Source organism: Sphingomonas sp. AC449 (assembly GCF_979253475.1).
In genome coordinates, this window is the sequence record NZ_CEEDCZ010000005.1 from 184,471 (window position 1) to 201,571 (window position 17,101).

Below are 17,101 nucleotides of genomic sequence, written 5' to 3' on the forward strand. Positions count from 1 at the left end.
GGGCCCACCCTGTCAATCGCCCTGACGCGTCACTCCGGCGATCGCGAGATGCGCATCGACCTGCGCGAGCAGCCGGTCGAGCGCGGCCGCGTCCCGGGCCTCCGCGCGCACCGTCAGCATCGCCTGTGTGTTCGATGCGCGCAGCAGCCACCAGCCATCGGGCGTGGTCACGCGCGCGCCGTCGGTGCGGTCGATCTGCGCGCCGTCCGACGTCAGCCGGTCGATCACTGCGTCGACGATCGCGAACTTGCGGTCATCGTCGACCGCAAACCGCAGGTCGGGGGTCGCCACCAGCGCGGGCATGGCGTCGTGCAGTTCGGTCAGCGACCGTCCCGACAGATGCACCGCGCGGATCAGCCTGACGGCGGCGTAATGCGCGTCGTCGAACCCGTAATATTCGCCGCCGAAGAACAGATGCCCGCTGAGTTCGCCGCCCAGCGGCGCGCGGGTGCGCGTCATCGCGGTCTTCATCAGACTGTGCCCGGTCGGCGCCATCACCGCGGTGCCGCCAAGCGCGGTGATGCGGTCGAACAGCGCCTGGCTCGACTTCACGTCCGCGACGACGGTTGCGCGTGGCCGCTCGCGGAGCAGAGGTTCGACCAGAATGGACAGAATCTGATCGCCCCAAAGCACGCGGCCCAGCGCGTCGACGACGCCGATCCGGTCGCCATCGCCGTCGAACGCGACACCGAAATCGAGCTTGTTGTCCGTGACCAGACGCTTCAGATGCGCAAGGTTCGCCTCGATAGTGGGGTCGGGATGATGATGCGGAAACTTGCCGTCGACATCGGTAAACAGCAGATGATGCTCACCCGGGAGGAGCTTGACGAGCTTCTCGATCACCGGTCCCGCGGCGCCATTGCCGGTGTCCCAGCCGATCCGATAGCTGCCGCCCGCATAGCCGGCAAAGAGACGCGCGACATACGCGTCGATGATCGCGACATCGGTCACGTCGCCGTCGCCGGTCGACCAGTCGCCCGCCCTGGCCAGCCGGGCGAGATCGGTGATGTCATCGCCAAAAAATGGCGCATGACGAAGTACCATCTTGAAGCCGTTATACTCGGCGGGATTGTGGCTGCCGGTTACGTGGATGCCGCCATCCACTTCTAGCGTCGCCTCTGCATAATAGAGCATCGGCGAGGGGCCGAGGCCGATCCGGACGACGTCGATGCCGCCCGCACGCAACCCCGCGACGAGCGCGGCCTCGAGATCGGGGGACGATGTGCGCCCGTCATAGCCGACCGCGACGCGCGTGCCGCCGATCGCGCGGACCCGCGTGGCGAAACCTCGACCGATCGCGGTGGCATCGCCTGGGCCAAGGCTTTTGCCGACGATCCCGCGAATGTCATATTCGCGCAGCGAGGTCGGGTCGAACTGATGCGTCATCCGCTTGCGTATCGACTTATTTCGGCGCGCGCTTGAGCAGCAGGTCGCGCGCCGCATTGACCCGCCGCGTCAGATCGCTCGACCCGCCGCGGTCGGGATGGACCGAGGCGATCAGCCGGCGGTGCGCGCTGCGGATCGCATCCGCATCGGCATCGTGGCCGAGCCCGAGGATCGACCGTGCCTCTGCCTCGTCCGTCACGCGCTTCGACTTCGGCTTGGGACGCAGATAATGCCAGGCCAGCCAGAGCAGGACCGCGACGGCGATCAGCTTCACGCAGCGACGCCGGCGACGGGGCCTGTCGCGGCCGTTTGCGCCTGCTCGCCGACATCATCGGGCAATTGCAGTGCGGCCATCATCTCGCGCAGTTCCTGGCGCGCGGCGACATGCGCGAGGCCCATGCTGCCAAACGCCTTCGAATCGATCATCGTCAGGCCGGCGGGGAACATCTCGCGGTAGATCACGCGCTCGCCGAGGCCGGGGATGATCCGGAAGCCGACGCGCTTCGACAGTTGCGCGAGCGCATCCGACACGCGGCGCATGTTGCGCGCCTCGATATGCTGGAGGCGGTTGCGCAGCACGACCCAGTCGATCGTCGTGCCGTCGGCGCGCGCGCGCTGCTTGCGCGCATCCCAGATGAGTTCGGAATAGAAGCTCGGGCGCGTGACCTGATACGTCTCGGGATCGACCTGGCCGATCAGGTCGAAGTCGACGAAGCTGTCGTTCATCGGCGTGACCAGCGTGTTCGCGAGCGCCGCCGCGGTGCGCGCGAACGGGTCGTCGCGACCCGGCGTGTCGACGACGAGGAAATCCGACCCCTCGCACAGCGAATGCCACAGATCCTCGAACTGGTCCTCGGTCTGCGCGGACAGCGTGGCGTGACGTGGCATCGGCAGCGGAGACCCCGTCCGCTTGATCGTCTCTGCACGATTGTCGAGATAGCGGCCGACGGTCCGCTGGCGATGATCGAGATCGAGGCAGGCGACGCGCGCACCGCGTGCGGCCAGCGCGATCGCGACATGGACGGCGGTCGTCGACTTGCCCGTGCCGCCCTTCTCGTTGGCGAACACGATGACGTGCGGGGACGTCTGGGGGGCAGCATGAGGGGAATCCGGGCCCGTGGCCAACGCGCGTTTCCTTATTGATCGACAGTGTCACCCTTCATAGAAGCCGCGACCGCACTTATCGAGTAGGAGTTTGACGTGCAGACCGTTCGGGACCTGAATATGCTTCGCGAAAGCGTCGCCGCCTTCCGCGCGGCGGGGCAGCGCGTCGCGCTTGTCCCGACGATGGGCGCGCTCCACGCCGGCCATGTCGCGCTGATCGAGGCGGCGAAACGACCGGGGACGAAGGTCGTCACGTCGATCTTCGTGAACCCCAAGCAGTTTGGCCCGAACGAGGATCTCGCGCGCTATCCGCGGCGCGAAATGGCGGATGTGCGCCTGCTGAACGAGGTCGGCTGCGACCTGCTCTGGGCGCCGGGCGTCGACGTGATGTATCCCGAGGGTTTCGCGACGAACATCGCTGTCGCGGGCGTCAGTGAGGGCTTTGACGGTGCCGCGCGGCCGGGGCATTTCGACGGTGTCGCGACCGTCGTCGCCAAGCTGTTCAATCAGGTGGGGGCCGACGCCGCCTATTTCGGCGAGAAGGATTTCCAGCAGCTCGCGGTGATCCGCCGGATGGTCGCCGACCTCGACTTCGCGCTCGAGATCGTCGGCGTGCCGACGCAACGCGACGATGACGGGCTCGCGATGTCGTCGCGCAACATCTATCTCGACGACGACCAGCGCCGTCAGGCGGTCGCGCTGCCGCGCGCGCTCGGTGTCGCCGCGCGCGCGATCGCGAAGGGCGAGGATGTCGAGGCGGTGCTCGACGATGCGCGCACGACGCTGGTGGGGGCAGGGTTCGCGATCGACTATGTCGCGCTCGCCGATGCCGAGACGCTGGCCGGCAATCCCGCAGCGGATCGTCCGCGACGCCTGCTCGCGGCGGCACGGATGGGGTCGACGCGGCTCATCGATAATATTGCCGTCGAATAGGCAGTTCTACGCATTAACCCATTAACCATTTCGCAGGGCGAATCGGTCCAGTCTGTCCGCATGAACATTGGGGACCGACCATGGCTAGCAGGCTCAAGACCACGAATTTCCTGATCGAACGGCGTCTCGCCGATGCCGCGCGCGGCGACGGGCGGGCCTGTTACGAGCTCGGGATGGTGTATTCGACGGGAACCGCGGGCGTCGTGCTTGACCTGATCGAAGCGCACAAGTGGTTCAACCTCGCGGCCGTGTCGGGAAACATCGCCGCACAGGAATGCCGCGCGCAGATCGCCGAGGACATGACCGCCCGCGAGATTTCGGTCGCACAGCGCGCCGCGCGCGACTGGCTGCAGCTGACGCAGCGCCGCGCGGCATAAGCCATCTCCCACGCGATCCTCCCCCTGGCGGGGGAGGATCGGAGGCCAGGGTTATTCGGCTGCGGCCTTCTTCTTCGGGGCGGCCTTTTTCGCGGGGGCCTTCTTGGCCGGAGCCTTCTTCGCGGCCGCCGGTTTCGCCTCGCCGTCCTTCGCCGCGGCAGCCTTGGCGGGGGCCTTCTTCGCCGCGGGCTTCTTGGCGGGCGCCTTCTTCTTCTTCGTCGCCGGTGCCGCAGCCGCACGCGCGTCGATCAGCGACGCCGCCTCTTCCAGCGTCAGCTGGTCCTTCTCGATCGACTTGGGCAACGTCGCATTCGTCGTACCGTCGGTCACGTACGGGCCGTAGCGGCCTTCCATCAGCTTGATCTCCGCCTCGGTCCGCGGATGGTTGCCGAGCACCTTCAACGGAGCCTGCGCGCCGCGCTGCTGGCGTCCGCCCCCGGCCGCCGCCTCGGCGAGCTTGACCACCGCCGCGTTCATCCCCGTCTCGAACACGTCGGCGGTCGAGGTCAGCCGGGCATATTTGCCGGCATGCTTGAGATACGGACCATAGCGGCCGATCGCCGCGCTGATCGGTTCGCCCGTCTCGGGATGCACGCCGATCGTCCGCGGCAGGCTCAGCAGCTTGAGCGCCCATTCGAGGTCGAGCTCGCCGATGTCCTTGGGGATCGACGCCATCTTGCGCGCCTCGCCTTCGCCGATCTGGATATACGGGCCGAAGCGTCCCGATTTGCGCTCGACGGGCAGGTTCGTCTCCGGATCGACGCCGAGCGTCGACGGGCCGGTGTCGCCCTCCGCCTCGCCGCCCGGCTGCGCGAAGCGGCGGGTGTATTTGCACTCGGGATAGTTGGAGCACGCGATGAACGCGCCGAACTTGCCGCCGCGCAGCGCAAGCTGCCCCTCGCCGCAATTCGGGCAGAGACGTGGATCGCCGCCGTCCGCCTTGGCCGGGAACAGGTACGGCGCGAGGAAGGTGTCGAGCTCGGCGGTGATCGCGCTGGGCTGCTGCTCCATCACCTCGTTGGTGCGCGGCTTGAAATCGCGCCAGAACGCGTCGAGCACGGACTGCCACTGCGCGCGGCCGCCCGAGACGTCATCGAGCTCCTCCTCGAGTTCGGCGGTATAGTCGTAGCCGACATATTTCTCGAAAAAGCGTTCGAGGAACGCCGTCACGAGCCGCCCGCTCTCCTCGGCGAAGAAGCGGTTCTTCTCGATCCGGACGTACGCGCGATCCTTCAGCGTCTTGATGATCGAGGCGTAGGTGGACGGGCGGCCGATGCCGAGCTCCTCCATCCGCTTGACCAGCGAGGCCTCCGAGAAGCGCGGCGGCGGCTGCGTGAAGTGCTGCTCGGCGTCGACCTTCTTCTTGGCGGGGGCATCGCCCTCGCGCATCCGCGGCAGGCGACGCGCGTCCTCGTCGGCGGAGTCGTCCGACCCCTCCTCGTAGAGCGCGAGGTAGCCGGGGAAGAGCACGACCTGGCCGGTTGCGCGCAGGATGTTGCGGCCGGTGCCGTCCGCCATCTCGACCGTGGTGCGCTCCATCCGCGCCGACGCCATCTGGCTGGCGAGCGCGCGCTTGAAGATCAGGTCGTAGAGGCGGGCATGATCGCCGCCGCCGGCCTTGTCCTTGGAGAAATCGGTCGGGCGGATCGCCTCATGCGCTTCCTGCGCGTTCTTCGCCTTCGACTGATACTGGCGCGGCTTGTCGGGGACGTAGCTCGCGTCGAAGCGGTTCGCGACCGCGAGGCGTGCGGCCGAAATCGCGCTGCCGTCCATCTGGACGCCGTCGGTACGCATATAGGTGATCGCGCCGTCCTCGTAGAGGCCTTGCGCGATCCGCATCGTGTGATCGGCGGAGAAGCCGAGTTTCCGCGACGCTTCCTGCTGCAAGGTCGACGTCGTGAACGGCGGCGGCGGGTTGCGCGTGGCGGGCTTGGTCTCGACCGTCTGGACCGAGAAATTGCCGTCGAGCACCGCCTGCTTGGCGCGCAGCGCATCGCCTTCGTTCCCGATCGACAGGCGATCGAGCTTGGCGCCCTCGAACTGGGTCAGGCGCGCCTGGAACGCGGTGCCGTCATGCTCCATCTCGGCGGTGACGGACCAGTATTCCTGCGGCTTGAAGACGTCGATCTCGCGCTCGCGCTGGACGATCAGTCGCAGCGAGACGGACTGGACGCGGCCGGCGGACTTGGCGCCGGGCAGCTTGCGCCACAGTACCGGCGACAGCGTGAAGCCGACGAGATAATCGAGCGCGCGGCGGGCGCGGTACGCGTCGATCAGATCGTCGTCGAGTTCGCGCGGGTTCTTCATGGCCTCGGTGACGGTCGCCTTGGTGATCGCGTTGAACGTGACGCGCTCGACCTCCTTCGGCAGCGCTTTCCGCGCACGCAGCACCTCGCGGACGTGCCAGCTGATCGCCTCGCCCTCGCGATCCGGATCGGTCGCGAGGATCAGGCGGTCGGCGGTCTTGGCGAGATCGGTGATCGCTTTGAGCTGCTTCGACTTGTCGGCGTAGTTCTCCCACGTCATCGCGAACTGGTCGTCGGGATCCACCGAGCCGTCCTTGGGCGGCAGGTCGCGGACATGGCCGTAGCTGGCCAGCACGCGATAGTCGCTGCCGAGATACTTCTCGATGGTTTTCGCCTTTGCGGGCGATTCGACGATGACAAGCTGCATGGGGTAACCGGGGTCCTTACGTGTACGCGTACGAGCGTGACGGCGTCGGGGCGGTGCCGTCAAGCGTGGGGTTGGCGGGTGTCGACGCGTCAGATGGGGACGCGATGCCCGAATGTCAGGCGCTCTATGCAGCGAACGCCGCAGCGCCGGCCTGAACGATCCGCCCGTTTCCGTTCAAACGACGGGCCAGAGCCAGGGTATTTCCCGGATTTTGCGCAAGCTGCGGCAGACCTAGTCTCCATCATCATGAGAGATCAATGTCCCTTGCCGGTGCGCCTGCGCTTGGACCAGACAGGGTCCGCGACGGCAGGGCGGGCGGACATCGCATTCCTCGCGCCCGTCACCGGCCGGTTTCGCGCTGCCGACTGGTTTCCGAGACGATCGACGATATTTGCAGCGGGTTTGGCGGTGCGCGCCGATCATGGTGGACCGGTGCTGATCCGCCGCCGCGGCTAGATCAGGCTGACGCGACCGCCCGCGTGGCGGTCGATGTGACCCGCGAGCTCAAGTTCGAGCAGTACCAGCTGCACGACCGCCGGGGGGCGGTGCGACTGGCGGATGAGTTCGTCGACCGCGACGGGGACGGGACCGAGCAGGTCGATGACCGCGCGCCGGTCGGCATCGCTCGCGTCCGCCGGCGGGGGCGCGTCGTAGGCATTGCCCGGGGCGCGGACCGAGCGCGCATCGAACGGACGGATCTGTTCGAGGATGTCGGCGGCGCTCTGAACCAGCGTCGCGCCCTCGCGGATGAGCAGGTTGCACCCTTGTGCGCGCGGATCGAGCGGGCTGCCAGGGACCGCCATCACCTCGCGGCCAGCCTCGTTCGCAAGGCGCGCGGTGATCAGCGACCCGGATTTCGGCACCGCCTCGACCACCACGGTGCCGATCGCCAGCCCTGCGATGATGCGGTTGCGCGAGGGAAAGTTGCGCGCCTTAGGCTCGGTTCCCGGGGGCTGTTCGGCGATCAGCAGGCCTTCGCGGGCGATCCGCTCCTGAAGCGCGCTGTTGTCGGGCGGGTAGGCGATGTCGATCCCGCTCGCGATCACGCCGATCGTTGCCCCGTCGGGCCTGCTGCCGAGCGCGCCGATATGCGCCGCGGTGTCGATCCCGCGCGCCAGCCCCGACACCACCGTCGTCGCTTGTTCGGCGAGTTCGTATGCGAGCTGTCGGGCGAACCGGCATGCCGCCGCCGATGCATTGCGCGCGCCGACCAGCGCGACACACGGGCGTGTCGCAAGCGCGAGGTCGCCGCGCAGGATGAGCGCGGGCGGCGCCGTCTCGATCTCGGCGAGCAGGCGCGGATAGTCCGCGTCGCCGACGAACAGATAGCGCGCGGACAGCCGGTCGGTGGCGGCGATCTCCCGCTCGATCGTCGCGATGTCGGCGAGCGGCGGCGTGCGTCCACCACCGCGCGCAGCCAGCATCGGCAGCGCCGCGATCGCGGCATCCGCGCCGCCGAACCGCGTCATCAACTGGCGATAGGTGACCGGTCCGATCCCGGTCGTTCGGATGAGCCGAAGCCGTGCGAGCCTCGGGTCAGCCACCCGGTTGCCGGTTGGAACGGCCGATCCGCGGCTCGGTCCCCGCGAACAGGCGTTCGATGTTGTCGCGGTGCTTGAACAGCACGATCAGCGCGAGCGCGAGGAGCAGCAGGACGAGGTCGAACCGCCCGAACAGCGCCGCCGAGAACGGCGCGCTCAGCGCCGCGGCGATGCCCGCGACCGACGAGATCCGCAGCCCCCCGAGCAGCCCGAGCCAGACCACCGCATAGACCAGCCCGAGCGGCCAGTGGAGCGCGACGACGATGCCCATCAGTGTCGCAACGCCTTTGCCGCCGCGGAACTTGAGCCAGACCGGATAGCAATGCCCGACGAACGCGCCCGCCGCGGCGAGCAGCGCGTTGCCGGGGAAGAGGTGCGCGACCAGCAGGACCGCGACCGCACCCTTGGCCATGTCGAGCAGCAGCGTCGCGGCCGCCAGCCCCTTGCGCCCCGTCCGCAGGACGTTGGTCGCGCCGATATTGCCCGACCCGATCGTCCGCAGATCGCCCGCGCCGCCGAGCCGCGTCAGGATGACGCCGAACGGGATCGCGCCGAGCAGATAGCTGAGCAGGAGCGAGAGCGTCGGCGCGACCCAGAGTATTTCCGTCTGCAAACTGCTCCCCCGTTTCGCCGGTGCTTATAAACGACGCGGGGCAGACGGCAAATGGCCTGCGACGGGCGACGACCGCGCCTGTGCCACCCGCATCCGGACCGCCCGAACCCCGCGTTGCAGGCGATAGCGCGCATGGCGCTGGTTTACGACGCGTGATCCGTCCTAAGGCAGCCAGATGGACCAGCGCCCCATCCTGTTCTTCGATTCGGGCGTCGGCGGCCTGTCGATCGTCGCGCCCACCCGCGCCGCGCTTCCCGATGCGCCGTTCGTCTACGCCGCCGACACCGCGGGCTTCCCCTATGGCACCAGGAGCGAGGCGGAGATCGCCGCGCGCGTGCCCGTGCTGCTCGGACGGCTCGCCGAACGCTATCGCCCGCGGCTGATCGTGATCGCGTGCAACACCGCCTCGACGATCGCGCTGCCCGTAGTACGCGCGGCGCTCGACCTGCCGGTGGTCGGCACGGTCCCGGCGATCAAGCCCGCCGCCGCGCTGTCCGTGACGCGGACGATCGGCGTGCTGGGCACCGAGGCGACGGTGCGCCAGGCCTATGTCGACGACCTTGCCGCGCGTTTCGCGGGCGACTGCACGGTGTTGCGATACGGATCGGCGGCACTGGTCGAGATGGCGGAGGCCAAGCTGCACGGACGCCCCGTCGCGGCGGAGCGATACCGTGCGGTGCTCGACGGGCTGTTCACGCAGCCGGGCGGCGACCGGATCGACGTGATCGTCAACGCCTGCACGCATTTCCCGCTGGTCGAGCGCGAGCTCGCCGCCGCCGCGCCCGGTATCGCGTTCGTCGACGGCGGCCCCGGCATCGCCGCCCGCATCAGTCATCTGACGCAGGGGCAGTCCTGGCCGTCGGGCGGGGCGGGCGCGGGGATTGCGGTCGTCACGCGGCTGGGTGACGAAGACCGCGCGCTGGCGCCGGCGCTCGCCGCGCACGGGTTCGTGACGCTCGAACAGCTCTGAGCCCGATCCTGGGACCAGACGCTGGGACAATATGCCCGCTTGCTTCGGCGCGGTCTCGTGGCAATGTTCTATAAGGACGGGGAAAGCGATCACCGTTATCACGGGATCGCACTGGAAATGAGCGAAGGTGAGGCGTAGTGCCCAAGGTCATGAGTACGGACGCCACCAAGACGCATGGTCTGGAACCGCGAGTCGATTATTCGCGCGTGTTCACGCAGGCCATCGATCGCCTGCACGCCGAGGGCCGCTACCGCGTCTTCATCGACATCCTGCGCAACAAGGGCGCGTTTCCGAACGCGCGCTGCTTTGCCGGGCATAATGGCCCCAAGCCGATCACCGTCTGGTGCTCGAACGACTATCTCGCAATGGGCCAGCACCCCAAGGTCATCGCGGCGATGGAAGAGGCGCTGCACGATGTCGGCGCAGGGAGCGGCGGCACGCGCAACATCGGCGGCAACACGCATTACCATGTCGACCTGGAGGGCGAACTCGCGGATCTCCACGGCAAGGAAGCCGCGCTGCTGTTCACCAGCGGCTATGTTTCGAACGAGGCGACGCTCGCGACTCTCGCCAAGGTCCTGCCGGGCTGCATCATCTTTTCGGACGAGCTGAACCACGCGTCGATGATCGCGGGGATCCGCAATTCGGGCTGTGAAAAGCGCGTGTTCCGTCACAACGATCTCGCGCATCTCGAGGAACTGCTCACCGCCGAGGACCCCAGCGCGCCGAAGCTGATCGCGTTCGAGAGCGTCTATTCGATGGAAGGCGACATCGCGCCGATCTCGGCGATCTGCGACCTCGCCGACCAGTACAACGCGCTGACCTATTGCGACGAAGTGCACGCGGTCGGGATGTACGGCGCGCGCGGCGGCGGCATTTCGGAGCGCGATCAGGTCGCGCACCGGATCACGATCCTCGAAGGGACGCTGGGCAAGGCGTTCGGTGTGATGGGGGGCTATATCGCCGCCGATCGCACGATCGTCGACGTGATCCGCAGCTACGCACCCGGGTTCATCTTCACGACCTCGCTGTCGCCGGTCCTCGTCGCGGGCGTGCTCGCCAGCGTGCGGCACCTCAAGGCGTCGAGCGTCGAGCGTGATGGGCAACAGGCGTCGGCAGCGATGCTCAAGGCGATGCTCAAGGACGCCGGGCTGCCGGTGATGATCGGCGACACGCATATCGTGCCGCTGATGGTCGGCGATCCGGTCAAGGCGAAGAAGATCAGCGACGTGCTGCTTGCCGAATACGGCGTGTACGTACAGCCGATCAACTATCCGACCGTGCCGCGCGGCACCGAGCGGCTACGCTTCACGCCCGGCCCTGCGCATACCGAGGCGATGATGCGCGAACTGACCGACGCGCTGGTCGAGATATGGAGCCGTCTGGACCTGCGCAAGGCCGCCTGAGCCGGACCGGCCTAGAGTGCCGCCGCCGCGAGGGTCAGGACGCCGAGTCCCAGAGACAGCGGCACGCGCAGCGCCATCCATCCCGGTGGCGCGATCCCGGCGCGGACGAGCGCGCGGTCGACCAGCAGCGCACCGATCAGGCTAATCCCCAGCACGACCAGCGACGGCCCCGGCCAGCGCAGCCCGACCATCCACGGCCATGCCGTCACGAGCGCGATCAGCGAAGGCGCGACGCTCGCAAACCACAGCCAGCGCGGCGGCGCCTCGGTCCGGGCGGCAAGCCCCCACCACAGCCCGCCGAGAAAGCTCAGGATCAACGCCGCATAGGCATAGGCGACGGCGAGCGCGGAAAACCGGCTGGCGGGATCATTGCCGAGCAGGAGCGCGACCGCACCCAGCTGCGGCAACAGCCCCGAGAGACCGAGCAAGGCTGCGATTCGCGGGATACCGCCCGGCGCGGCCGGCTTCGTCATCATACGCGTGCGACGACGCCCGTCGCGACGACCGGACCAGTCGGCAGGCCGGTCGGCGAACCACCCAGCGGCTCGACCGAAATCGCAAGCGTCGCGCCCGCGACGATGCGGCGGCGGTCGATGCCTGCCGGTGCGAGCACCGTCGGCTGCGCTGCGAGCAGGCCGAGCGCATGCGGCACGCCGTCGCCGCCGATCACCCAGAGCTGTGCGACACGCGCATCGGGAACGCCCGGCCCCGCTGCGACGCGTAACGCGCCGGTCGCGGGATCGAACACCGCTGCGACAGGCGACTTGGCGTCGCCCAGCATCGCGACGAGCACGCTGCTCGGGCGGGCCGCCGGGATTGGCTGCGAGACGGGGGGCGATTCGCGGGGTTCGACCGCGATGAACACGAGCAGGCAGGCCGCGACCGCGCTGCTTGCCGCGGCGAGCCACGGCCATGGCGACCGGCGCACCGGTATCGCGGACACGGTTCCGGTCGCCTCGGCGCGGCGTACCGCGTCGAGGCTGGCCTCGATCCGCGCGACGAGGTGCGGTGGCGCGTCGTGTTCGGGCCACAGGTCGAACAACGCGGCGAACTGCGTGCGCCACCATTCGACGTCAGCGGCGAAATCGGGATCGGCGAGCACGCGGCGCAGCGCCGCCGCGCGGTCCTCGCCCTCGAGCAGGCCCAGCGCGAATTCGCCGGCAAGGGGGTCGCGATCAGGCACCAAGGCAGTCCTTCAGTCGCGCGAGCCCGCGGCGGACCCAGCTTTTCATCGTGCCAAGCGGGACGGCGCGCCGGATCGCGAGCTCGGCATAGGTCACGCCGTCGAAAAACGCGGTACGGATGACATCGCGGTGCTGCGCATCCAGACCGTCGAGGCAGCCATGCAGCCGGCGCGTCGATTCGTCCGCGAGCAACAGCGTTTCCGCAGTCGGCGTGGGATCGGCAATCTCGGGTGCGTCCTCGAGCGGCGCTGCACGGCGCAGCGTCTGCGCGCGCTGCCAGTCGATCGCGCGGTTGCGGGCGATCGTCGCCAGCCAGGTGATCGGACTCGCACGGCCGGGCTCCCACGCCCCCGCGCGCTTCCAGATCGTGAGATAGACGTCGTGCAGCACATCCTCCGCGGCTTGAGCGTTGCCACAGATACGCAGGGTGATGCCGAAAAGCTTCGCCTGGGTCAGCGCATAAAGCTCGCGAAAGGCATCACGGTCTTCCTGTCCGGTCCGGATGAGGACGGCGGAGAGATGGGCGCGGGCGGCATCGGCCTGGGGCTTGGACAGTGTCACGCAACGGACACTAGCGTGCTGATCCGTCGCGACAATAGCCTTCGCCGGTCTTGACCGTCAGGCAGTCGGTCTTGCCCGCCAGATATTTCAGACCCGTAGCGTCGCCATCGGTCGGGCGCAGGATTTTGCGCACGCCGCCGCGCGTGAACACGATCGTGTCGCCGACCGCCTGCCCGTCGAACTCGCCCTTGTTGTCGAGATCCCACTGCATCGCGAGACGGAAGCGCCCCGGGGCCGTTGCGGGGGTGATGTCGAGGACCATGCCCTCGACCCCGATCCACCGCCCCGACAGGTCGCGCGTCTGCGGCGCGACGACCTTTTCCGGGCGGGTGGTCTCGGTCGCACCTGCCGACGTCGCGACCGGCTCGCTACGCGTCTCGGGCGCGGGCCCGGAGCAAGCGGCAAGCGCAAAGGCCAAGGCAAGGGCGGCGGGAAGGGTAAAGGCGTTCATGGCGTATCCTTGACCGCAGCAGGGCCGTCATTGCAATCCTCCTCCGGCAGGGGGGAGGATCGTTCGCGCCTCCAGGCCCATCACGCGAACAGGTGTGGCAAATTCCGGCTCGGGTGGGTAAGGGGCTGGGCACCCGATCCCGATCACAGGAATACGCCAGGTGCGCATCGCCATCGCGTCCGACCACGCCGCCGTTTCGTTGAAAGCGGTGCTTGCCGCGTGGCTGACCGAGGCGGGGCACGACGTGCTCGATCTCGGACCCCAGGGCACCGCGAGCGTCGATTATCCCGATTACGGCTATGCGCTGGCCGCCGCGATCGAAGACGGTCGCGCCGAGCGCGGGATCGCGCTGTGCGGCTCGGGGATCGGCATCTCGATAGCCGCGAACCGCAACCCCGCCTGCCGCTGCGCGCTCGTCTCCGAGCCGCTGTCGGCGAGCCTCGCGCGGATCCACAACGACGCCAACGCCATCGCGATCGGCGCGCGGCTGATCGGCGAAGAAATGGCCAAGGCGTGCGTCGAAGCCTTCCTGTCCGCCGATTTTGCCGGCGGCCGTCATCAACACCGTGTCGACAAGCTCTCCGCCATCGACAGCGTTTCAGCAAAGGTCCCCGCATGAGCACCCAGCCCAACACGCTCCATGACGTCCAGCCGGACGGCTTCTTCACCCGCGGTCTCGCCGATGCGGATGCCGCAGTGTTCGCCGGCGTCGCCGCCGAGCTCGACCGCGAGCAGACGCAGATCGAGCTGATCGCGTCCGAGAACATCGTTTCGAAGGCGGTGCTCGAAGCGCAGGGCTCGGTGTTCACCAACAAATATGCCGAAGGCTATCCGGGCAAGCGCTATTACCAGGGCTGCGCGCCGTCGGACACGGTCGAGACGCTCGCGATCGAACGCGCCAAGCAGATATTCGGCTGCGGGTTCGTCAACGTCCAGCCGCATTCGGGCGCGCAGGCAAACGGCGCAGTGATGCTCGCGCTGGTCAAGCCGGGCGACACGATCCTCGGCATGAGCCTCGATGCCGGCGGCCACCTGACTCACGGCGCCAAGCCCGCGCAGTCGGGAAAGTGGTTCAACGCGATCCAGTACGGCGTCGATGCGACCACGCACCTGATCGACTATGACGCGGTCGAGGCGCTGGCGGTCGAGCATCAGCCAAAGCTGATCATCGCGGGCGGCTCGGCCTATCCGCGCGTCATCGACTTCGCGCGCTTCCGCGCCATCGCGGACAAGGTCGGCGCGTATTTCATGGTCGACATGGCGCATTTCGCCGGGATCGTCGCAGCCGGGCTGCACCCGACGCCGTTCGGCCACGCGCATGTCGTGACCACCACCACGCACAAGACGCTGCGCGGGCCCCGTGGCGGCATGATCATGACGAATGACGAAGCGATCGCGAAGAAGATCAACTCGGCGGTGTTCCCGGGTCTTCAGGGCGGGCCGCTGATGCACGTGATCGCAGCCAAGGCCGTCGCGTTCGGCGAGGCGCTCCAGCCCGACTTCAAAAGCTATATCGCCGCCGTCGTCGAGAATGCGAAGGTGCTCGCGGCGACGCTGAAGGAGCGCGGTTCGGACGTCGTTTCGGGCGGCACCGACACGCACCTCGCGCTGATCGACCTCACGCCGCTCGGCATCACCGGACGCGATGCAGACGAGGCGCTCGAGCGGGCAGGGATCACCTGTAACAAGAACGGCATTCCCAACGATCCGTTGCCGCCGATGAAGACCAGCGGTATCCGCGTCGGTTCGCCGGCGGGCACCACGCGCGGCTTCGGTCCGGCCGAATTCCGCGAGATCGGCAACATGGTCGCCGACGTGCTGGACGGGCTCGCGAAAAAGGGCGAGCATGGGGACCCGGAGGTCGAGGCGGACGTTCGGACGCGTGTTCGCACGCTGTGCGCACGCTTCCCGATCTATCAAGGATGATGAGCATGTCGAAGATCGACGAAATCCAGAACGACATCAAGGCGACCCCCGGCCTCGGCAAGAGCATGGCCAAGTGGAGCGCGCTCGGCGCGGTCGTCGCGATCCCGGTGCCGGTGATCGGCCCGATCTTCGGTGCGCTCGCAGGCGCGGGCTACGCCTACTACAAGGGCAAGAAGAAGGTCTGAATGCGCTGCCCCTTCTGCGGACATGAAGACAGCCAGGTAAAGGACAGCCGCCCCACCGAAGACGGGGCGGCGATCCGGCGCCGGCGCCAGTGCGAAGGCTGCGCCGCGCGTTTCACGACGTTCGAACGCATCCAGCTGCGCGAGCTTTTCGTGTTGAAGAGCGAGGGGCGGCGCGAGCCGTTCGATCGCGAGAAGCTGCTGCGGTCGCTGTCGATCGCGACGCGCAAGCGGGCGATCGAGCCGGGGCGGATCGAGAAGCTCGTGAGCGGAATTCAGCGACGGCTCGAGACGCTGGGCGAGAACGACGTCACGTCAAAGCGGATCGGCGAGATGGTGATGGACGGGCTCAAGGGGCTCGATTCGGTCGCGTATATCCGGTTTGCGAGTGTGTACCGCGATTTCAGCGAGGCGAAGGACTTCGAGGCGTTTGCCGGGAGTGTCGAGGAGGTCGGGCGGGCGGAGTGATCCGGGCCTGTCCTTCGGTACGCGCTCTCGACTTCGCGCGATCGCTACTCGGGACGAACGGCTGCATTGCTCCAGTATCGCCCGCGAACTACCCCTTCCCGTTCGTCCCGAGTAGACGTCGAGCTTGTCGAGACGGCGTATCGAGGGATAAGCCCCGCGGATGACATTCTGGGCCTATGTGGTGCGTTGCGCCGACGACAGTTATTATACCGGACATACCGACGATCTGGAGCGACGGATCGGTCAGCACAACCTCGGCGAGGTGGCGGGATATACGCAGAGACGCCGCCCTGTGACGCTGATGTGGAGTCAGGACTTCCCATCCCGACAGGAAGCGCTCGCGGCCGAGTTCCAGGTCAAGGGCTGGTCGCGGCGCAAGAAGGAAGCGCTGTCGCGCGGCGACTGGGCGGATCTGCACGATGCGGCGATCCCCCCGCGGGAGCGTGCCCTTCGACTTCGCTCAGGGCGAACGGATGGGGGGGAGGGTGCCTCACCACCAGTAACCGTTGATGAAACACTTCCTCCCCCCGTTCGTGCTGAGCGAAGTCGAAGCACCTCGGCGGACCTCGCCCCACCCCCGGTGATCGTCCTCGTCCGCCCCCAGCTCGGCGAAAACATCGGCAAGGCCGCGCGCGCGATGCTCAATTTCGGGCTCGTCGAGATGCGGCTCGTGTCCCCGCGCGACGGCTGGCCCAACCCCTCCGCCGGCCCGGCCGCTAGTGGTGCCGACATCGTCCTCCAGAACGCGCAGGTCTACGACAGCGTCGCGGCCGCCACTGCGGACTGCGCGCAGGTCTTCGCCACTACGGTCCGCAAGCGTGGCGTGACCAAGCCGGTCGTCACCCCCGAACAGGCCGCGACCGAAATCCACGCCGCCCCCGGCCGCTCCGCCATCCTGTTCGGACCCGAGCGCTCGGGCCTCGAAACCGACGACGTCGCGGTCGCGCGGACGATCATCACGGTGCCGATCAATCCCGAATTCGGGTCCTTGAACCTCGCCCAGGCGGTGATCCTCGTCGCGTATGAATGGTCGAAGGGGCTGACCGCCGAGCGCGAGCTCAGCCAGCCGTCGATCAACCCGATCATGCCGCCCGCACCGCAGGAGGAGCTCGACGGGATGATCGGGCAGCTCGACACGATGCTGATGGGGGCGGGCTTCTTCTATCCGCCCGACAAGATCCAGACGACGCGGCGGACGCTGCGCACGCTGCTGACCAAGCCCGGCTGGTCGAGTCAGGAGATCCGGACGATGCGCGGGGTGTTGTCGTCGCTGGCGGGGAAGAAGCCCCGGGGTTGACCTGTGTCATCCTGGGCTCGACCCAGGAT

Annotated in this window: 19 protein-coding genes; 9 read left to right on the forward strand and 10 right to left on the reverse strand. The window is 67.9% G+C overall.

Translation table 11 applies throughout. From position 1 onward, the window contains the following. Nucleotides 1-12: 12 nt before the first annotated feature. From pgmG to AC0CH3_RS11040, 3 genes are read right to left on the reverse strand one after another with little or no spacing between them, the layout of a single operon-like run. Nucleotides 13-1,386, reverse strand: a complete 1,374-nt coding sequence (pgmG, locus tag AC0CH3_RS11030) for a phosphoglucomutase/phosphomannomutase PgmG (RefSeq protein WP_354300927.1) — start codon at nt 1,384-1,386, stop codon at nt 13-15. A gap of 16 nt (nt 1,387-1,402) precedes the next feature. After that, nucleotides 1,403-1,660, reverse strand: coding sequence for a J domain-containing protein (locus tag AC0CH3_RS11035; RefSeq protein ID WP_333995530.1), 258 nt, complete (start codon nt 1,658-1,660; stop codon nt 1,403-1,405). Then, nucleotides 1,657-2,511: a division plane positioning ATPase MipZ gene (locus AC0CH3_RS11040; RefSeq protein ID WP_056017912.1), complete on the reverse strand. Its 855-nt coding sequence runs from the start codon at nt 2,509-2,511 to the stop codon at nt 1,657-1,659. Before AC0CH3_RS11040 ends, AC0CH3_RS11035 begins: the two co-directional genes overlap by 4 nt. 75 nt (nt 2,512-2,586) lie before the next feature. Here AC0CH3_RS11040 and panC point away from each other — a divergent pair, with 75 nt between their 5' ends. Then, nucleotides 2,587-3,423: a pantoate--beta-alanine ligase gene (gene panC / locus AC0CH3_RS11045; protein WP_056017909.1), complete on the forward strand. Its 837-nt coding sequence runs from the start codon at nt 2,587-2,589 to the stop codon at nt 3,421-3,423. 80 nt (nt 3,424-3,503) lie between these two features. Next, nucleotides 3,504-3,800: an SEL1-like repeat protein gene (locus tag AC0CH3_RS11050; protein ID WP_056017906.1), complete on the forward strand. Its 297-nt coding sequence runs from the start codon at nt 3,504-3,506 to the stop codon at nt 3,798-3,800. Nucleotides 3,801-3,851: 51 nt separating this feature from the next. Here AC0CH3_RS11050 and topA read toward each other — a convergent pair whose 3' ends face one another. The 3 genes from topA to plsY all read right to left on the reverse strand — a co-directional run bounded on the left by topA (nt 3,852) and on the right by plsY (nt 8,627). Next, entirely contained in the window at nt 3,852-6,473 is a 2,622-nt protein-coding gene (gene topA / locus AC0CH3_RS11055; protein WP_354300930.1) for a type I DNA topoisomerase, read from the reverse strand. Between the two features lie 452 nt (nt 6,474-6,925). Continuing rightward, nucleotides 6,926-8,017: a DNA-processing protein DprA gene (gene dprA, locus AC0CH3_RS11060; protein WP_465237895.1), complete on the reverse strand. Its 1,092-nt coding sequence runs from the start codon at nt 8,015-8,017 to the stop codon at nt 6,926-6,928. Next, nucleotides 8,010-8,627: a glycerol-3-phosphate 1-O-acyltransferase PlsY gene (plsY, locus tag AC0CH3_RS11065; RefSeq protein WP_056017895.1), complete on the reverse strand. Its 618-nt coding sequence runs from the start codon at nt 8,625-8,627 to the stop codon at nt 8,010-8,012. The genes dprA and plsY overlap by 8 nt, the downstream gene beginning before the upstream one ends. A gap of 175 nt (nt 8,628-8,802) precedes the next feature. On the opposite strand from plsY, the gene murI reads away from it, so the two are divergent. Next, nucleotides 8,803-9,597 carry a glutamate racemase gene (gene murI, locus AC0CH3_RS11070; protein ID WP_354300969.1) on the forward strand — a complete coding sequence of 265 codons (795 nt, stop codon included), beginning with the start codon at nt 8,803-8,805 and terminating at the stop codon, nt 9,595-9,597. A 149-nt stretch (nt 9,598-9,746) separates the two neighbouring features. Further along, nucleotides 9,747-11,003, forward strand: a complete 1,257-nt coding sequence (gene hemA, locus AC0CH3_RS11075; protein WP_354300971.1) for a 5-aminolevulinate synthase — start codon at nt 9,747-9,749, stop codon at nt 11,001-11,003. 11 nt (nt 11,004-11,014) lie between these two features. Here the strand turns inward: hemA and AC0CH3_RS11080 are convergent, their stop codons facing one another. The 4 genes from AC0CH3_RS11080 to AC0CH3_RS11095 are packed head-to-tail and all read right to left on the reverse strand — an operon-like array spanning nt 11,015 to nt 13,199. Then, nucleotides 11,015-11,476: a DUF3429 domain-containing protein gene (locus AC0CH3_RS11080; RefSeq protein ID WP_354300973.1), complete on the reverse strand. Its 462-nt coding sequence runs from the start codon at nt 11,474-11,476 to the stop codon at nt 11,015-11,017. Beyond that, nucleotides 11,476-12,186, reverse strand: coding sequence for an anti-sigma factor (locus AC0CH3_RS11085; RefSeq protein ID WP_354300975.1), 711 nt, complete (start codon nt 12,184-12,186; stop codon nt 11,476-11,478). Before AC0CH3_RS11085 ends, AC0CH3_RS11080 begins: the two co-directional genes overlap by 1 nt. Further along, a complete protein-coding gene (locus AC0CH3_RS11090) occupies nt 12,179-12,748 on the reverse strand; it encodes a sigma-70 family RNA polymerase sigma factor (protein ID WP_056017887.1) in 570 nt (189 codons plus the stop codon). Before AC0CH3_RS11090 ends, AC0CH3_RS11085 begins: the two co-directional genes overlap by 8 nt. A 10-nt stretch (nt 12,749-12,758) precedes the next feature. Beyond that, nucleotides 12,759-13,199: a hypothetical protein gene (locus AC0CH3_RS11095; RefSeq protein ID WP_465237896.1), complete on the reverse strand. Its 441-nt coding sequence runs from the start codon at nt 13,197-13,199 to the stop codon at nt 12,759-12,761. A 160-nt stretch (nt 13,200-13,359) separates the two neighbouring features. Here AC0CH3_RS11095 and rpiB point away from each other — a divergent pair, with 160 nt between their 5' ends. From rpiB to AC0CH3_RS11120, 5 genes are all read left to right on the forward strand, one after another. Beyond that, entirely contained in the window at nt 13,360-13,818 is a 459-nt protein-coding gene (gene rpiB, locus AC0CH3_RS11100) for a ribose 5-phosphate isomerase B (protein WP_333995509.1), read from the forward strand. Further along, nucleotides 13,815-15,125, forward strand: coding sequence for a serine hydroxymethyltransferase (locus AC0CH3_RS11105; protein WP_465237897.1), 1,311 nt, complete (start codon nt 13,815-13,817; stop codon nt 15,123-15,125). The genes rpiB and AC0CH3_RS11105 overlap by 4 nt, the downstream gene beginning before the upstream one ends. Nucleotides 15,126-15,130: 5 nt before the next feature. Then, nucleotides 15,131-15,310, forward strand: a complete 180-nt coding sequence (locus tag AC0CH3_RS11110; protein ID WP_055882487.1) for a hypothetical protein — start codon at nt 15,131-15,133, stop codon at nt 15,308-15,310. Next, the gene (nrdR, locus tag AC0CH3_RS11115) at nt 15,311-15,775 is read left to right on the forward strand and encodes a transcriptional regulator NrdR (RefSeq protein WP_056053297.1); all 465 of its coding nucleotides are present in this window, start codon (nt 15,311-15,313) and stop codon (nt 15,773-15,775) included. It begins immediately after the preceding gene. Between the two features lie 160 nt (nt 15,776-15,935). Beyond that, nucleotides 15,936-17,072, forward strand: coding sequence for a TrmH family RNA methyltransferase (locus AC0CH3_RS11120; RefSeq protein WP_354300982.1), 1,137 nt, complete (start codon nt 15,936-15,938; stop codon nt 17,070-17,072). Nucleotides 17,073-17,101: the final 29 nt, after the last annotated feature.